Origin of the sequence: Bacteroides gallinaceum, from assembly GCF_030373775.1 — a bacterium.
Classification (GTDB): Bacteria; Bacteroidota; Bacteroidia; order Bacteroidales; family Bacteroidaceae; genus Phocaeicola; species Phocaeicola excrementipullorum.
In genome coordinates, this window is record NZ_JAUDEN010000018.1 from 18,659 (window position 1) to 35,675 (window position 17,017).

The following is a 17,017-nucleotide window of genomic DNA, read 5'->3' on the forward strand; positions in this document are numbered from 1 at the left end:
ACTTATTTCTCGTTTTTCAGTCCGCGCACGGCGTCATTTTCCTTCAAACCCTCTTTCACTTCCGTGTTGATTCCGTCGCTTATTCCAGTCACGATCTGGCGGCGTTCGAATTTTTGTTCCGGAACGCTGTCGGTCAGTATATACACGAATGTGGAATCCCCGCTGAATTCAACGGCACTTTCCGGCACGGTGAGGGCATTGTCTGCGTGCTGCAGCACCATTTCGGCGTTGGCGCTATAGCCGGAGCGGATGGTTATGCTGTCGGGCACGTTTATGGCCGCTTTGATTTCAAACTGGTTGGCTCCGTTGTTTTCTGTGCTTTTCGGCGAAATGTATTCGAGCGTGGCGTCGAACTTCATGTTCTGCAAGGCCCCCAGCGTAATCTTTACAGGGATTCCTTCGTGAATCCGTCCGACTTCCGTTTCGTCTACGTTTCCGCGGAAGATAAGGTCGCTCATGTCTGCCACGGTGGCGATTGTGGTTCCGTCATTGAACGTGTTGCTCATGATTACGGAATTTCCCACTTTGATCGGCACGTCAAGAATCAGTCCGTCGATGGTAGAGCGGATCAGTGTGCTGCTGAATGATTCGCTGTTCTTGGTGATGCCTTCTTTCACGATTTCGAGGTTGTCTTTTGCCGCCTGCAGTTCTTCGCGTGCCTGCTGCGCTGCCAGCAGTGTCTGCTCATATTCTTCACTGCTCACAAGCTTGTCATTGTAAAGCTTCTCCATGCGCTGCAGATTCGTTTCAGCCTGTTTGCCGTTCATTTCGGCCAGGCGCACACGGCTTTCCGCCGAGTTGAGCGTTCCCAGTTCAGGGATTACTTTCACTTTGGCGATAACTTCTCCTTTCCTGACCGTCTGTCCGGCTTCTTTATAAACCTCTGATATGATTCCTGAAATCTGCGGTTTGATCTCCACTTCATCGCGCGGTTCGATCTTTCCCGTGGCGACGGTGGTCTGCTTCAAGTCTTTTGTGGTGACTTTCAGAATCTGATAACTCACTTTTTCCGGTTTCGATTTCTGGTAGAGAAATGCGAATGTGCCGATGAATACCGCTGCTACTAATATGATTGCGGTGATTTTGATAAACTTCTTCATATTTTTGGTTTTATATTTTCAGCTTATGGCTATTATTCGTCACGGATGGCGTCGATCGGTTTGATTGCCATGGCCCGGTATGCAGGGGCAAGTCCGGCAAGCAGGCCCAGCATCAGCAGGAGCATGCACGCTCCCACCGCTTCCCAGAAACTTATCTGGAAGTCTGTCGGAGAGCCGGGAGAGGAAGTTCCCGCCTCGACAGCATTCAGCAGAAATACGGCAAAGGATATTCCCGCCATTCCTGCAATGATTGTCAGCACCATGCTTTCTGAAAGTATTTGTTGGAGAATGTCGTTCGGACGCGCTCCGATAGCCCGTCGTATGCCTATTTCTACGGTGCGTTCCTTCACCGTCACCATCATGATGTTGCTGACTCCGATAGCTCCGGCCAGCAGTGTGCCCAGGCCGACCATCCATCCCAGAATCCGTATTCCCGAAAACAGGTTGTCCATCATGCTGAACATGGCTTCGGCGTTCACCTGGATAATTGCCTGGCTGTCGTCCGGGTGAATATAGTGTGCCCGTTTCACTACCTGCTCCACCTTTTTTTCCACATCGCTGATGGAATATCCTTTTTTTGCCGTGTAGCAGAGCATTTGCACTTTCTGTCCGAAGTTGTAGTTTTGCTGCATGGTGGTGAACGGTATGATAACGGAAGTTTCGGATCTTCCTTGGACGGATATGTTTCCGGATGAAAGGCTGACTCCCACCACCTGGTAATAAATGCCGTTTATCTTGACGAATTTCCCGCACGGATTCTCTTTTCCGGGGAAGAGCGATTCATAGATGCGCTTTCCGATGATGCATACGCGCCGCCTGTCTTTCACATCCATGTCGTTCAGGTAACGGCCGTAGGAAATGAGCGGCTCTTCTATTTTTCCGTATTCAGGATACAGCCCTTTGAGCGTTCCGGATATTTTTTGGTCTTCATAGATGATGTCCACTCCCCATTTGGCCAGGCTGGGAGTGATGATGTCTACTTCGCTCACGCTCCGCCGTATGCGGGTCACATCACCGTTCTCCAGATCCCAGTAGCGTCCCTGCTGGAATCCCTTGTATGCCTTGCTGGTTTTGTTGGCTCCCATGAATCCCGAATTGGTTGCGAATCCTTCAAACTCCCGCGAGAGCATTTGCTGCATGCCTTTCGCTCCGCCCATAAGTGCGACAAGCATGAATATTCCCCAGAACACGCCGAATGCGGTCAGCAGGCTGCGTGTCTTGTTTCGCGTGATCGTGACAAGTATTTCTTCCCAAACGTCTAAGTCAAACAGTTTCATATTCATTCAGTTCTAAGTGCCTCTATCGGGCGTATCTTCACCGCTTTCAGTGCAGGGAAAATACCGGCCATCGTTCCGGCGATAATCAATGTGAGAGTGGCTTGTATGGCTATGGACAGATCCACTGTCGGGTTTTCGAAAAAGGTCATGGAAAACACTCCGGCATCCATGGTCTGTTTTCCGGCCACGGCATTCATGTATTCTGTGGCAGCGATGCCCGCTACCATACCGACATATCCGAAGAAAGTGGTGATGGTGACGCTTTCCGAAACAATCAGCCATAAAATGGAGGCCGGTTTTGCGCCGAGCGCTTTGCGGATGCCGAATTCGTGCGTACGCTCGCGCACAGTGATCAGCATGATGTTGCTTACTCCCACGATGCCGCTCAGCAGGGTGAATATGCCGATTACCCAAATGGCTGTATGCAGGATTCGGGTGGCCGTTTGCTGCTGCAGGTATTGCGTGAACCGGTTCCATATCCAGATGGCGCTGTCGTCGGCCGCGTCAAACTGTTTCTGGTTTCCGATAACGCGGCGATAGTCTGCTTCGAATGCGTCGTTGTCCGCCTCATCGGCGAGCGCCTTGGTCGTAAAAGTAATGTTGTCGATGCTGTCGCCCTTGGCATATACGGCCTGCAAGGTTGTGAACGGGACAAGGGCAGTGGGAGAGAAGCTGTTCTGGTCTGTATAAACCCCTACAATCTGATAGGCTACTCCTGTCGCATTGATGTACTCTCCTACGGGGCTCTTGTCTGCAAAGAGTGAGTTGGCTGTCTTTTCATGGATAACCATAACCTTCCGCTTCTCCGTCATGTCGCGCCGGTTGATGAAACGTCCTTCTTTGACTTTTATCGCTTCCAGTTCCGGGTAGTTGGGAAACACGCCGTCGATTCCGATTGAAAGATATTCCTTTCCGAATGACAGCGTTACGCTTTCCTGGCTTACCGTTGCCCCTGTAGCAATGATGTGGTCGGGAAAGGCTGCGCCTGTGACTTGCAGGTCGCTGTTGTCGAGTGAAATGCTCCTTCCTTCTTGCATGCCTTTGTAGGGGCGTGACGTGTATCCGGGAAAAATTTTCATCGAATTCATCATCATTCCTTCAGACTGCCCTTCGAAAGCGTGAATCAGTCCGTTCCCGGCTCCGAGCAGCACGATAAGCATAAATATTCCCCATGCTACCGAGAAGCCCGTAAGGGCTGTGCGCAGTTTGTTGCGCATGATGGTTCCGTAGATTTCCTGTATAAGATCGGTCATAATGCTTATTTCATGAATCCGTTTTGTCCGAAAGGTGAAGCGTTGTGGTCTGTGTTGTTTTCTATCCGTTCGATCAGTCCGTCCTTGATGTGGATGATTTTGTTGGTCTGGTTCGCCACGCCGCTTTCGTGAGTCACTACAACGATGGTCAGGCCTTCATTGTCATGCAGTTCCTTGAGGATGTTCATCACCTCTACGGATGTCTTGCTGTCGAGAGCGCCTGTCGGTTCGTCGGCTAGAATAATCTGAGGCTTCGATATCAGGGCCCGGGCGATGGCAACACGCTGCTTCTGTCCTCCCGAAAGTTCGTTCGGCATATGGTGCGCCCATTCCTTCAGTCCCAGCTTGTCGAGGTATTCCATGGCCAGCAGGTTCCTTTTCTTCCGGTTCATTCCTTGATAAAATAAAGGAAGCGCTACGTTCTCCATGGCATTCTTGAATGATATCAGGTTGAACGACTGGAAGATAAAACCGATCATCCGGTTGCGGTATTCGGCAGCCCGGGTTTCGCTCAGATTGCGTATCAGCACGTCGTTGAGATAGTATTCACCCGAATCATAATTGTCCAGAATGCCCAAGATGTTCAGCAGCGTTGATTTTCCGGATCCTGAGGCTCCCATGATAGAAACAAATTCCCCTTTTTCGATATTGAGGTTGATGCCTTTCAGTACATGAAGCGGAGCGCCGTTATGGTAGGTTTTGTTGATGTCTTTCAGCCGGATCATATCAGTCTTGTTTCTTTTCCTTTTATTTTTAGCCTTTTTGTCGTGTTAGACGCTGCTAAGGTATAAAAAAGTTACACAAACGTTTAAATAAATGCGGGAAAAATTTGCTCTGTATGATGTGATTCTTTATTTTTGCTTCAAATAATTAACCCTAAACATTAAAATGTCATGACAATAAACAATGTAGAGAAACCTTATGTGGTTGGTATGGATATCGGCGGAACGAATACAGTGTTCGGTGTCGTTGATTCCCGCGGAAATGTTCTGGCTTCCGATTCTGTAAAGACTCAGCAGTATGAGCAGATTGAAGATTATGTGGATGCTGTTTGCAAAAAGCTGATTCCCCTTATTTCTCAGTTTGGCGGAGCTGAAAAGATCAAAGGTCTGGGTGTCGGTGCGCCGAACGGCAACTATTATAACGGAACGATTGAGTTTGCTCCTAATTTGCCGTGGAAGGGCATTATTCCCCTTGCTTCCATGTTTGAAGAGCAGTTAGGCATTCCGACTACATTGACTAATGATGCCAATGCGGCGGCTATCGGTGAGATGACATATGGCGCTGCTCGCGGCATGAAAGACTTTATAATGATTACGTTGGGCACCGGCGTGGGAAGCGGCATTGTGATCAACGGACAACTGGTTTACGGACACGACGGTTTTGCCGGCGAACTGGGGCATGTGATTGTGGAACGCGGAGGACGTCAGTGCGGCTGCGGCCGTAAGGGCTGTCTTGAGACATACTGTTCTGCTACCGGTGTGGCTCGTACCGCACGCGAGATGCTGGTACAGAGCACCGAACCGAGTCTTCTGCGGAACATTCCGGCCGATGAGATCCAGTCGAAGGATGTGTATGATGCGGCCGTTAAGGGTGACAAGCTCGCTCTGGATATATTTGAATTTACAGGACGTGTTCTTGGTGAGGCTTTGGCCAACTCCATCGCTTTCTCCAGCCCTGAGGCGATCATTCTGTTCGGCGGATTGGCCAGGTCTGGCGATTACCTGATGAAACCGATTCAGAAGGCTATCAATGAGAATGTGCTGAAAATATATGCAGGAAAGACCAAACTGCTTCTTTCGCAGTTGAAAGACGCTGACGCCGCAGTGCTGGGTGCCAGTGCGTTGGGCTGGGAAACCAAGGCAGAATAGAGCTGGAGATTTCCGGCAGATGAAAAGACGGAAGGCGGGCATGCAGCCGCTTTCCGTCTTTTTTGCTTTTGTGGAAAAGCGTCCAGCCTCCGTCGTGAAGCGGCTGATTCGGTTGGTTTACTGGAGATTTCAGACAGCCTCTTGTTCTGTTTCAGATATTTTGCTTTTAAAAAGTGTGAGAAATGAAAATTAAGTTTGTATCTTTGCCCATCAATATCAAATAAAAAGAATATGGGTTATAATTTATTGAAAGGAAAACGAGGCATTGTCTTCGGTGCTTTGAACGAGCAGTCGATTGCCTGGAAGGTTGCTGAACGTGCAGTGGAAGAAGGTGCGACAATAACCTTGTCGAACACTCCCGTTGCAGTGCGTATGGGACAAGTCTCAGCTTTGTCAGAAAAACTGAATTGCGAAGTGATTCCGGCAGATGCTACTTCCGTGGAAGATTTGGAAAACGTGTTCAAGCGTTCGATGGAAGTGTTGGGCGGTAAGATAGATTTTGTGCTGCATTCAATCGGCATGTCGCCGAATGTGCGCAAAAAACGCACGTATGATGATCTGGATTATGATATGTTGGACAAGACACTTGACATTTCGGCCATTTCATTCCATAAGATGCTTCAGACCGCCAAGAAACTGGAAGCGATCAATGATTACGGCTCGGTTATAGCCTTGAGTTATGTGGCTGCACAGCGCACGTTCTACGGATACAATGATATGGCAGACGCAAAAGCTTTGCTTGAGTCGATCGCCCGCAGCTTCGGATACATTTACGGACGCGAACACAATGTCCGCATCAATACGATTTCACAGTCGCCTACCATGACTACTGCCGGATCGGGAGTGAAAGGGATGGACAAGCTGTTCGACTTTGCAAACCGTATGTCGCCTCTGGGCAATGCTTCGGCCGATGAATGTGCGGATTATTGCATTGTGATGTTCTCTGACCTGACCCGTAAGGTGACAATGCAAAACCTGTATCACGACGGAGGATTCTCCAGCGTGGGCATGAGTCTGCGTGCGATGGCGACCTACGAAAAGGGGCTGGATGAATATAAAGACGCTAACGGCAATATCATTTACGGATAAATGAACAGGCTTTTATTCATATTAATAAGTCTGGTTGCGCTTTCTGCCTGTCAGTTGGACAGGCGGAAGGGCAATCCGGCTGATGATGTGGATATAAAAGTCTTCCGCTATGACCGCCTGCAGTTTGAGGCTACAGAGCTCAACAGCCTGTTGGCGTGGCAGCGGATGAGCACGGAATGGTCGCATGCCACCCGTCTGCTCATTGAAGATGTGCTTGAACTTGGATCGGTGGATCAGCCGGATATAAACGGACGTTTCTGCACATTCTTTTCCGATTCCATATTGGTCAGGCTGATGGAAGATGCCGGCATGAAGTTCAAAGACATGACGCCGGTTGAAAAGGAATTGACGAAAGGCTTCAGAAAACTGAAAAAGGAAATCCCTTCGCTGAGGATTCCTCGTGTCTATTCTCAAATAGCTGCCTTGAACCAGTCGGTTGTCGTAACTGACAGTCTGCTGGGATTCAGCCTTGACAAATACATGGGAGCGGATTATCTTTTGTACAAGAAATTTTACTATTCTTATCAGCGGCGGTTTATGTCGCCGGAGCGTATCGTTCCGGATTGCTTTGCATTTTATCTTTTGGGACAATACCCTTTCTCTTGGGAGGAGGGGCACAGGGCATTGTTTGACATAATGATGCATCGCGGGAAAATAGCATGGATTGTGGAGCATATCTTCGGAGAGAACAAATCGGGTGCGTTTGCCTTGGGATATACGGACGAAGAACTGAAATGGTGCAGGAGTCATGGCAAGGATCTGTGGAAATGGATGTCCGACAGCAATCACTTGATGAGCACGGACCCGATGATCATCCGCTCGTACATTTCTTCCAATCCGGGGTTTGTCTTTGCCGGACAGCAGTTGCCTCCGTCTTTTGGCATATGGATCGGAATGCAGTTGGTTGAGAAATGGATGAAAAGCCATGAGGATATGTCTGTAGCCCAGTTGCTTGAGAAAACAGATTTCCGTGAGATGCTGGCTCCGTCCAATTAGTTGATTGAGAAATATTATGGAAACAGCTTTGTATTTGTTGCCTGTTACATTGGGAGAAACTCCAATAGAGCGGGTGCTTCCGTCTTATAATAAGGAGATTATTCTGAATATCAAACATTTTATTGTGGAGGATGTGCGCTCGGCACGCCGTTTTCTGAAGAAGGTGGATGCCTCGGTTGACATCAATAGCCTGACTTTCTATGAACTGAACAAGCATACGCTTCCGGAGGCTATATCTGACTATCTGCGGCCTTTGGCCGACGGGCATTCGATGGGAGTCATTTCAGAGGCGGGATGTCCGGCGGTTGCCGATCCGGGAGCGGATGTTGTGGCCATTGCGCAGAGAAAGCGTTTGAAAGTGGTTCCGCTGGTCGGGCCTTCGTCTATTATCTTGTCGGTGATGGGAGCCGGATTTAACGGACAGAATTTCGCGTTCAACGGTTACCTTCCGATAGATCCCGCCGAGCGCGCCAGACGCTTGAAGGAACTTGAAAATCGTGTCTATCAGGAAAACCAGACACAGCTTTTCATCGAAACGCCTTATCGCAACCAAAAGCTGATGGAAGAAATCCTGCATGTGTGCCGTCCTCAGACTCGCCTGTGCATTGCTGCCAACATCACCTGTGAAGGCGAGTATATCCAGACACGCACCGTAAAGGAATGGAAGGGACATTTGCCCGATCTGAATAAGATTCCGTGCATATTCCTTATTTACAAATAAGGATGTTTCTCCGGATGTATCTGGTTATTGATCGATCATCTTTGTTAATATTAAAGAGCATATGGGATTGGAAAACATTAAGCGAATCGGGTGCGCTCTGTTGCTGGGCTTTGTACTGGTTATGGGAAACGCACAATCTGTTGACACGGCTTCTTTGGCATGGTTCAAGGATGCCAAGTTCGGCTTGTTCCTGCATTGGGGACTTTACTCACAGACGGCGGGCGACTGGAAAGGGCATCCGGCCAAAGGGGGAGAGCACTTCATGCTCTACGAGCGCATTCCGCTGAAAGAGTATGCGCTGATTGCTAACGACTTTAATCCGACGGGATTCAACGCCCGCCAGTGGGCGAAGGATGCACGCCGGGCCGGCATGCGCTATGTCATTATCACATCCAAGCATCACGATGGCTTTGCCATGTATGATTCCAAATGCAGCGACTATAACATAGTGAAATGCACTCCATGGGGAAAGGATCCCATGAAGGAACTGGCGGAGGCTTGCCGGGAGGAAGGACTGAAATTCGGCTTCTACTATTCATTGGGACGTGACTGGGAAGATCCTGACGTGCCGACAAACTGGCCCGTGAAAGCCGGACGAAGCAACACGTGGGATTATCCGGACGAAGATGCCAAGCAACTGCCCCGCTATATGGAACGGAAAGTGAAGTCGCAACTGCGCGAACTGCTTACACAATACGGCCGTATCGACTTTCTGTGGTTTGATACGCCGGAGCTGGTCACGAAGGACATGAGCCGTGAGATCAGAGAGCTGATTCACTCGCTGCAGCCGCAATGTCTTATCAACAGCCGCATCGGCAACGGAATGGGCGACTATAGCATTGTGGAGCAGAAACTGACCGGCGGGATAGACAACCGTCCCTGGGAGGCTTGCCTGACCATGGGCAAGAACTGGTGTTACAACCGGCATGATACGGTCTATAAGAAACCGGATGTAATGATACGTCATTTGGCCGACATTGTGAGCAAGGGAGGTAATTTGCTGTTGAATATCGGTCCGGACGGCAAGGGCTGTTTCCCGGCATTGGCGCGTCCGGGGCTGGACGCTTTTCATCTGTGGCTGGAAATGAACGGCGAAGCCATCTACGGCACACGCCCGTGGCATACGTATGGCGAACTGTATGACCCTTCTGTTCGGGAAAAAAGCAATGAGAAGGCTTTTCATGATGCGGTGTACGACGGAACGCCTCAGGAAATTGTGCCCGACTTCCGCTATACGCAAAAGGGCAATGCCGTTTATGTCATCGTGCGCCATGTGACGGCTCCGTCTTTCACCTTGTCTGCTTTCCGTCCTTCGGACCGGGTTGTTTCGGTGGAATGCATGGATTCGCATCAGACTGCCGAATGGAGGCAGGATGCCGGCGGACTGCATATTGCGCTGGATGCCGGCGAGAAGCATTGTCCGGTCTATGTGCTGAAGGTTACGCTTGACATGTAGTGATGTGTCTGATTGAATGGTTCTCATGCTGCCGGCAGCAACCGGTCTGCCGGTGATGGCATGCAAAGCGGGCAGATGCAGCTTTCCGGCGAAGGCATGGGCTGTATCTGTCGCTTCATCGGCATGTTGCGGAATTATCTGAAATTGAATTCTTTCCATAGATTGGCAGAGATTTGCAGGTGTTCTTTCTCTGCCAGCAGTATTTCGCTGAAATTTTCGGGCGATTCGATCAGCTCTGCAAAAGTAAAGTATCTGCCTTCCGGAGCAATGCTTTTCTCTTCTTTGTCAATCGGAAGTATGAACAGTTGTATCGGATAGGGAGTCAGTCTGTCAATCCGGTACTTCAGGATCAGGCGGGGAGAGATGAACGAACACTTTCCCGGCTGTTTTTGCAGAAACGCCTTCACCTTTTCGGCGGCAAACCTTTCGCTTTTGTATGGACATTTTTCGAAGGGGAAGATCAGCGGAACATCCCATACGCGTTTTCCGGAGTCAGCCTTGGCATAGGGGATAAGGTAAATTTTTCCGTTGCATATGGGGGCTATCCTTATCACGCAGCAGGGGTTTTCGTAAGTTGACGCCGCCATGCGGATTCCGGTCATGTTTATTATCAGGCAAATGATATAGATCAAAGCTGGAGCATAAAAGACGAGGGTGTAATGCACATAGTTGGTGTGAATGGAAATCACGTTCTGGAGCAGAAACAGGCTGAGCAGGTGCAGTCCCGACAGAATGACTATCACTCTCGCCTCCAGCCGGTAGGATATGCTGGAGTCGAGCCGGAACTTTTTGAGCAGGCTGTGGTATGTTTCCGGTGCCGTTAAATAGATGAAGGCAAAGATAAGGAGCATGAATTCCAGCGTGGGAGTAATGCTGCGGGGCGGTATGTATTCGTAGCCGGTAAAGAGTCGGAGCAAGAAGCAGGTGCCTATGCCTGCGGTTCCTTGCAGTAGAAAAAAGTTGAGGGACTTAAGCTGGAAGAAATCGTAGGCCAAACCGATGAGGCTGATTGCCAGTCCGATGCCGAGCATTGCTGTGGCGGGGAAAAAATGCAGCCCTATCAGTGTGATTATAGTAGGCAGCAGGCCGAAGGATACGATCTTGTGTCTATATTTTATCAACAGTTTCATAGTGATGGCATTTTTTTATGCAACAAATTCGTTTTTTGTTTTGTTCGTTCCGGATTTGAGTTTTTTTTGTGCAGATGGCGTTGCCCGGGATTCTTGCAGTGTATGGCAGAAGTTCCTGAGGAAAGGGCTTTAAGAGCTATTGTTTTGTTGTCCGGAAATCTGATAGCTTGCGTGAAAAAGCGGAGGCTTTTCCGTAAAAAGTTTATCTCCAGCCTGAAGATATGTGTGTTCAGGCTGGAGATGCATATATTCAGGCTGGAGATTTATATCTTTAGGTTGGAGATACAGTTTGTCGCGCAGTCTGTCCGGTTTCTTTGGACCGGAAAACCTGCCGGGACTTGTTGGCTCAAAGATGCCTTTCCGCATGATAGGAAGAGCGTACAAGCGGTCCGCTTTCTACCATCTCAAAGCCTTTGCTCATACCGGTTTCCTTGTATTTCCGGAATTGTTCGGGAGTGACGTATTCTTTTACCGGATAGTGTTTTCTGCTTGGTTGCAGATACTGTCCGATGGTCAGCCGTTTGCAGCCGTTTGCAAGCAAGTCGTCCATTGTTTCTTCCACTTCTTCCGGAGTTTCTCCCAATCCCACCATGATGCTTGATTTTGACTTGATTCCGTTTTCTGCGATTTGCCGGAGCACGGCCAGGCTGGTGTCATAGCGGGCCACGCTTCTGACCTCAGGAGTGAGTCTGCGCACGGTTTCCACATTGTGTGAAAGAATCTCCGGATGCGCTTCGATGAGAAGCTGTACCAGCTCTGTTCTTCCCTGGAAATCAGGAATCAGGGCCTCTATCGTGGTCTGTGGATTAACTTGGCGCACGGTTTCTATGGTCTGCGCCCAATGATGTGCGCCCAAGTCTTCCAGGTCATCCCTGTCTACCGAAGTGATGACAGCGTGGCGGAGTTTCATCAGGCGGACAGACTCTGCCACTTGTGCCGGTTCGGAAAGGTCCAGCGGGAGCGGCTTGCCCGAGAGCGTGTTGCAGAATTTGCACGCTCTGGTGCATATGTTTCCGCCTATCATGAATGTTGCCGTACCTCTTCCCCAGCATTCTCCTAAGTTCGGGCAACGTCCGCTTGTGCAGATTGTATGCAGCTTGTGTGTGTCTACAATCTGTTTCGTTTCTGTGTAGCGGGCGTTAGTCCCGATATCTATCTTCAACCAGTCCGGTTTTCTCAAATGCTCCATAGCGTTGGCTTAAAGTTTTCTGATGAAAAATTCGGCAACGCGGTTCATCAGGTGGTTGCGTGTGTTTCCTCCTGATATGCCATGATTGCGGTTGGTATAAATCTGCGTTTCAAAATACTTGTCGGCTTGTATGAGGGCTTCGTTATACTCCATGAAGTTCTGGAAGTGAACGTTGTCGTCTGCACTGCCATGAATCAGAAGCAGGTCGCCTTTCAGTTGGTCTACACGGCCGATGGCAGAGGAGGCGTTATATCCTTCGCCGTTTTCTTTCGGGGTACGCATGAAACGTTCGGTATATACGGTGTCATAGAAATGCCAGTCGGTGGGAGCTGCAATCGCTACGCCGGCCTTGAATGCCCCCGAGCCTTCGCTCATCGACATGAGCGTGTTGTATCCCCCATAGCTCCAGCCCCATATTCCGATGCGGCTGCCGTCTACATAAGGCAGGCTTCCGAGGTATTTGGCGGCTTCAGCCTGGTCTGTGGATTCCTTCACGCCGATTGAGAGGTAGGTGCATTTTTCGAAAGCCGCTCCCCGTCCTCCGGTTCCGCGGCCATCTACGCAGACCATGATGAATCCCTTGTCGCACATATAGGCTTCAAACATTCCGCCGTCGCCGAAGCTGCCGATGCCCCATTTGTCGAGCACTTGCTGCGAGCCGGGTCCGCTGTACTGATGCATGATGACCGGATATTTCTTGTTGGGGTCGAAGTTTGCCGGCTTCATCATCCATCCGTTCAGCTCAACTCCTTCGCTGGTCTTGAATGTAAAGAATTCTTTCTGAGGCATGTTCAGCTCGGCCAGCTGTGATTTCAGCCGGCTGTTGTCGAGCAGCGTGACAAGTTCCTTTCCCTTGTTGTTGTTCAGTGTGATGAGGGTGGGAGTGCTGATGCTTGAGAAAGTATTGATGTAATACATCATGTTGGTGCTGAAGATTGCAGTGTTTGTTCCGGTGCGTGCGGACAGTTTGGTTTTCTTTCCTTTCCCGTCTATTTTATAGACTGCTGTTTTCAGCGGGCTTTCTTCGTTGCTTGTATAGTAGAATTCGTTTGTCTTCTGGTCCCATCCCAGAAAATCTTTCACTTCAAATTTTCCTTTGGTGATTTGTTTTACCAGATTCCCTCCGATGGTATAGAGATACAGGTGGTTGTATCCGTCGCGTTCGCTCATCATAACGATGTTCTCCGGATAGAACACGATGCTGGAGTAAGCCTGTTCCTTGATATACTGCTCCGATTCGTCGCGGACAGCTACCTGGCAGACGGCACTTCTCGGATTGGCCATGTAGATGTTGAACCGGTTCTGGTGGCGGTTCAGCGTCATGATTGCCAGCTTGTCGGGATCAGATGTGAACTTGATGCGCGGGATATAGGCGTCTGCTTCGATTTGCAGGTCCATCTTGCGCGTTACATGGCTTTTGATGTCGTATGTGTGTACGCTTACTTTAGAGTTGTCTGCTCCGGATTTCGGGTATTTATAGTCGTAGCTGCCCGGATAAGTGGCGTACGCTTTTTTTTCCGGAGCCAGTCCCTTGTACCATTGGAAAGAATACATGGGCACTTCGCTTTCATCGAAGCGGATATAGGCGATCATCTTGCTGTCTGCGCTGAAGTCAAATGCGCGGTTAAACGCGAACTCCTCTTCATATACCCAGTCGGGAATGCCGTTGATGACTTTATTGTATTCTCCGTCTTTTGTGACCTGAGATTCGCTGTTTCCGAACAGCAGCTTGACCAGATAGATGTTGTTGTTCCGTACAAAGGCAATCTGATGGCTGTCGGGAGAAAAGAGCGGAACTTGCTGCGGGCCGTTGTTGGAGAGCGGTTCCAACGTGCGGTTCTTCACGTTGTAGATGTAATAGACCGCAGTGAACGAACGGCGGTAGATCGGCTTGGTTTCTGTTTGGATTAAGATCAGGCTTTCGTCGGGCGACATGATGTATCCGTCGAATGATTTGAGTTCGATATTGCGTGCTGTCGCTACATCGAAAATCGTGCCGGCCTCTTTGCCTGTCTTGAACGAGTATTTCACGATGCGCTTGTGGTCGGAGCTTATCTGTGTATAATGCTCTCCGTCAAGCATCGGCTTAAGTCCGTAAATGTTCTGTGCCCGGTAAGTTCCGCCGGCCGCATCTTTCAGTGTCACGTTCTTTGCCGTTGTTCCCGATGCGAGAACAAGCAGCGAAAACAAAAGTGTGAGAATCTTTTTCATCATCTATCTTTTTTAAGTTTGTATTCATTCTGTCGATTCCGCAACTGGAATTTCTTTCTCCTCCGTCATCTCCGGCCCGGGAACATCTGCCTGCGGTTTCGCTTCTTTGTCTTTGATTCCGAACAGCCAGCGGAAGAATCTTACAAAAGCATTCCGTTTTTTGGGCTTCACTTCGGCGGCAGGTTGCTGTACGGCCTTTAAAGAATCGGTTTGCAGGCTGTCATTCTTCTGGTGAACATTCAGGCTGTCTGTGAAAAGTGAGTCTTTAGCCAATGCCAGCTTTTTCTGCAGAGAATCGAGTTTCAGCGAATCTCCGGCAGCTATGGGAGCAAAGAGTCCAAGTGAGTCGGTGTGCGTTGAGTCGGCTGCAATGCTGTCGGCCAGGAGCGAATCTTTCGGCAATACCGGTTTCTTTTCCGGTTCTTTCGGTTTCGGAAGCTTGAAAGGAACCGGTACGGAATATTTGCAGCGGACGGTCGTGCCGTGGTCTTTTGCCGGAATCCAGTCGCGCATCACGATGATTGCATCCAAAGCAGCCGTATCGAGTTCTGCCTTCAGGCTGCGCACGATATGAGGTGATGTAATGCTTCCGTCCTTTTCCACTACAAACTGTATCATGACGGTTCCTTCGGTCTGCGTCTTTTCCGCAAGTTCGGTTGTGTGTGCCTTTCGTCGGACATAGTTGAAGAACTGTTTCATGCCTCCGGGATATTGGGGCATCTGTTCTACGCTTGCATAGATGCGGTCGGCCCCCTTGCGTATCATATTGATTGTATAAGGTTTTTCGGAATGCTCCAGAAAGACATCTGCATCGAGGTATTTGTTTTCCATTTTTTCCGCGCGTATCATAACCACGTGGTTGTAGTCGGCCTCGATGACAAATTCACCGTTCGCATCTGTCGAGGCCCGTCTTCCTGTACCTTGGATGGATATTTCCGCGTTTGCTATGGGGCGTCCGCTGTTTTTGACAATGCCGCTGATCTGAAAAGTTTTTCCGCTTTGTTTGTAGCGTATCAGATCTTCCTGGCTGTTGATGCGGATTATGGTGTCTGTCGCTGCCTTGTCCAGACGCAGCGATTTTACGGATTTCTGTTTGTCGTCGGGGAAATAGAAGTTTCCTGTCCGGATATTTTTTTCGTTGATTTCATGTTCGAATTCAAACAGCCCTTCCTCGTTGCTGGTATATTCTGTTCCATAGCCTGAAATTTTCAGAATCATTCCGTTTTGGGGAGCCCCGTCGGTATTGAGCACGGTGATGCGGAACGTTTGTTTCTTTTCTTCCGCAACGTGTGCCCGTCCGTAGTTGTTCCCTGCGAAGACGGATGCAGCCAATATGAGAGCTGTGGCAATATAGTGTTTCATAAATGCTTGCAGTTAAATTGTTACAAAGCTACAAGTATTCTGTTTGATTCAATATTGCCGTTGTGTTAATAAAGCTGAACAGGCGGGTTTTGTGTCACGCCTTCCGCATTTTTGCCGACATTCTGCGGAGTCTGAGCAGGTGCAGCCGTTCGATGGCATGTTTACGGCTTAATGTAACCTGATAGCGGTATACCAGGCATGTGGTGATGAAGTATGCTCCGGACTGGATCCATAATGCCCGGTATTCGGGAAGCACTTCGTTGAGTTCCGCTCCCATGGTATTGATCCGTACAAATCCGTTGATGCCGAATGTGGAAGGGAACAGGTAAGAAAACGCTTTCCAGAATTCGGGGATGGCTGCTCCCGGCCATGAAATTCCGGATATGAACAGCAGCGGAACGGAAGTGAATACGTAAATCATCAGACACGACTCGCGGTGGTGGATGAATACCGAGCAGGTCATGGCGAAGAAGATGCATGCCAGCAGGTATGGGAAGATGAAGGCCAGCAATGTGGACGGCTGGGCGATTTGCACCAGACTGAATATCTTCGGAACCAGACACAATATGTAGGCTGATACGATGAGGTATATCAGCAGGTAGGCAAAAGATTTGCCTGCTACCACGCGCAGTGTGCCTTGGTAATGTTTGCTCGTTGGAATGAGGTCGCGGAAACGGTTGTTTTCTCTGGCAGTTCCCGCAGCCATTCCGATGCCGAGCAGCAACGTCTGCTGGATAATAAGAATGAGTACGGCGGGAATGAGAAAGCTGGCGAAACCGTCTTGCGGATTGAACAGCGAGATGTCTTCGTATTCGATCGGTGCTGTTGTTATTTCATCCTGACGGTCGGTTGTGTTTCCAGCCCTTTCAATCTGTATCTGTTTGTTGACAGACAAAGACGCATTGGTGCAGGCAAGGAGCAGCGATTTGTAGTAGAGCATTCCGCTCATGTCGCAGAACAGACTGACAGTTGCCTGCTTGCCCGTCGAAAGGTCTTTGTTGAAATCGGCGGGAATATAGATTATGCCATATACCTTTGTTTCTTTCAGCAATGTCTTTGCCTCTTCCATATCGGTGCAGTGCGACTGGATTCTTACGTCTGCACTCGCGTCAACAAGGCGGAGGAATTCCCGGCTTTGTGCCGTATTGCTTAAATCGACCACTGCCGCCGGCACATCCCTTACAACTTCGTTGGTGTAAATGAATGCGTATATTAAAGGGTAAGCCAGTGGAACCAGAAGAAAGAATATCAGCACGCCCTGATCTTTGAACACTTGTTTCAGTTCATGCGAGCAGATATGGAATAAGCCAGCCAAACCTTGTCTGATGATATGTGGAAGTGTATGATTGTTCATGAAATACA

14 protein-coding genes are annotated in these 17,017 nt (G+C 49.4%); 5 read left to right on the plus strand and 9 right to left on the minus strand.

The genetic code is table 11. From position 1 onward, the window contains the following. Positions 1-2: 2 nt before the first annotated feature. The 4 genes from QUW60_RS10625 to QUW60_RS10640 are packed head-to-tail and all read right to left on the minus strand — an operon-like array spanning position 3 to position 4,355. Positions 3-1,100 carry an efflux RND transporter periplasmic adaptor subunit gene (locus QUW60_RS10625; protein ID WP_258338144.1) on the minus strand — a complete coding sequence of 366 codons (1,098 nt, stop codon included), beginning with the start codon at positions 1,098-1,100 and terminating at the stop codon, positions 3-5. A gap of 32 nt (positions 1,101-1,132) precedes the next feature. Beyond that, entirely contained in the window at positions 1,133-2,377 is a 1,245-nt protein-coding gene (locus tag QUW60_RS10630) for an ABC transporter permease (protein WP_258338145.1), read from the minus strand. 2 nt (positions 2,378-2,379) lie between these two features. Next, positions 2,380-3,630, minus strand: a complete 1,251-nt coding sequence (locus QUW60_RS10635) for an ABC transporter permease (RefSeq protein ID WP_258338146.1) — start codon at positions 3,628-3,630, stop codon at positions 2,380-2,382. Between the two features lie 5 nt (positions 3,631-3,635). Next, positions 3,636-4,355, minus strand: a complete 720-nt coding sequence (locus tag QUW60_RS10640) for an ABC transporter ATP-binding protein (protein ID WP_258338147.1) — start codon at positions 4,353-4,355, stop codon at positions 3,636-3,638. Positions 4,356-4,523: 168 nt separating this feature from the next. On the opposite strand from QUW60_RS10640, the gene QUW60_RS10645 reads away from it, so the two are divergent. From QUW60_RS10645 to QUW60_RS10665, 5 genes are all read left to right on the plus strand, one after another. Further along, positions 4,524-5,501, plus strand: a complete 978-nt coding sequence (locus QUW60_RS10645) for an ROK family protein (protein WP_258338148.1) — start codon at positions 4,524-4,526, stop codon at positions 5,499-5,501. Positions 5,502-5,732: 231 nt separating this feature from the next. Continuing rightward, on the plus strand, positions 5,733-6,590 hold the full coding sequence (locus tag QUW60_RS10650; RefSeq protein ID WP_258338149.1) for an enoyl-ACP reductase FabI: 858 nt from the start codon (positions 5,733-5,735) through the stop codon (positions 6,588-6,590). Then, a complete protein-coding gene (locus QUW60_RS10655) occupies positions 6,591-7,586 on the plus strand; it encodes a gliding motility protein GldB-related protein (RefSeq protein ID WP_289560362.1) in 996 nt (331 codons plus the stop codon). Positions 7,587-7,602: 16 nt separating this feature from the next. Next, on the plus strand, positions 7,603-8,307 hold the full coding sequence (locus QUW60_RS10660) for an SAM-dependent methyltransferase (protein WP_289560364.1): 705 nt from the start codon (positions 7,603-7,605) through the stop codon (positions 8,305-8,307). Positions 8,308-8,368: 61 nt separating this feature from the next. Next, positions 8,369-9,763: an alpha-L-fucosidase gene (locus QUW60_RS10665; RefSeq protein WP_289560366.1), complete on the plus strand. Its 1,395-nt coding sequence runs from the start codon at positions 8,369-8,371 to the stop codon at positions 9,761-9,763. Positions 9,764-9,897: 134 nt separating this feature from the next. Here the strand turns inward: QUW60_RS10665 and QUW60_RS10670 are convergent, their stop codons facing one another. The 5 genes from QUW60_RS10670 to QUW60_RS10690 all read right to left on the minus strand — a co-directional run bounded on the left by QUW60_RS10670 (position 9,898) and on the right by QUW60_RS10690 (position 17,009). Then, positions 9,898-10,893 carry a hypothetical protein gene (locus QUW60_RS10670; protein ID WP_289560368.1) on the minus strand — a complete coding sequence of 332 codons (996 nt, stop codon included), beginning with the start codon at positions 10,891-10,893 and terminating at the stop codon, positions 9,898-9,900. Between the two features lie 346 nt (positions 10,894-11,239). Next, entirely contained in the window at positions 11,240-12,082 is an 843-nt protein-coding gene (gene lipA, locus QUW60_RS10675) for a lipoyl synthase (RefSeq protein WP_289560370.1), read from the minus strand. Positions 12,083-12,091: 9 nt separating this feature from the next. Further along, positions 12,092-14,296, minus strand: coding sequence for a S9 family peptidase (locus tag QUW60_RS10680; RefSeq protein ID WP_434736866.1), 2,205 nt, complete (start codon positions 14,294-14,296; stop codon positions 12,092-12,094). Between the two features lie 21 nt (positions 14,297-14,317). Then, complete coding sequence (locus QUW60_RS10685) at positions 14,318-15,655, minus strand: TonB family protein (RefSeq protein WP_289560374.1); 1,338 nt, start codon at positions 15,653-15,655, stop codon at positions 14,318-14,320. Positions 15,656-15,749: 94 nt separating this feature from the next. Then, a complete protein-coding gene (locus QUW60_RS10690) occupies positions 15,750-17,009 on the minus strand; it encodes an ABC transporter permease (RefSeq protein ID WP_289560376.1) in 1,260 nt (419 codons plus the stop codon). Positions 17,010-17,017 lie beyond the last annotated feature (8 nt).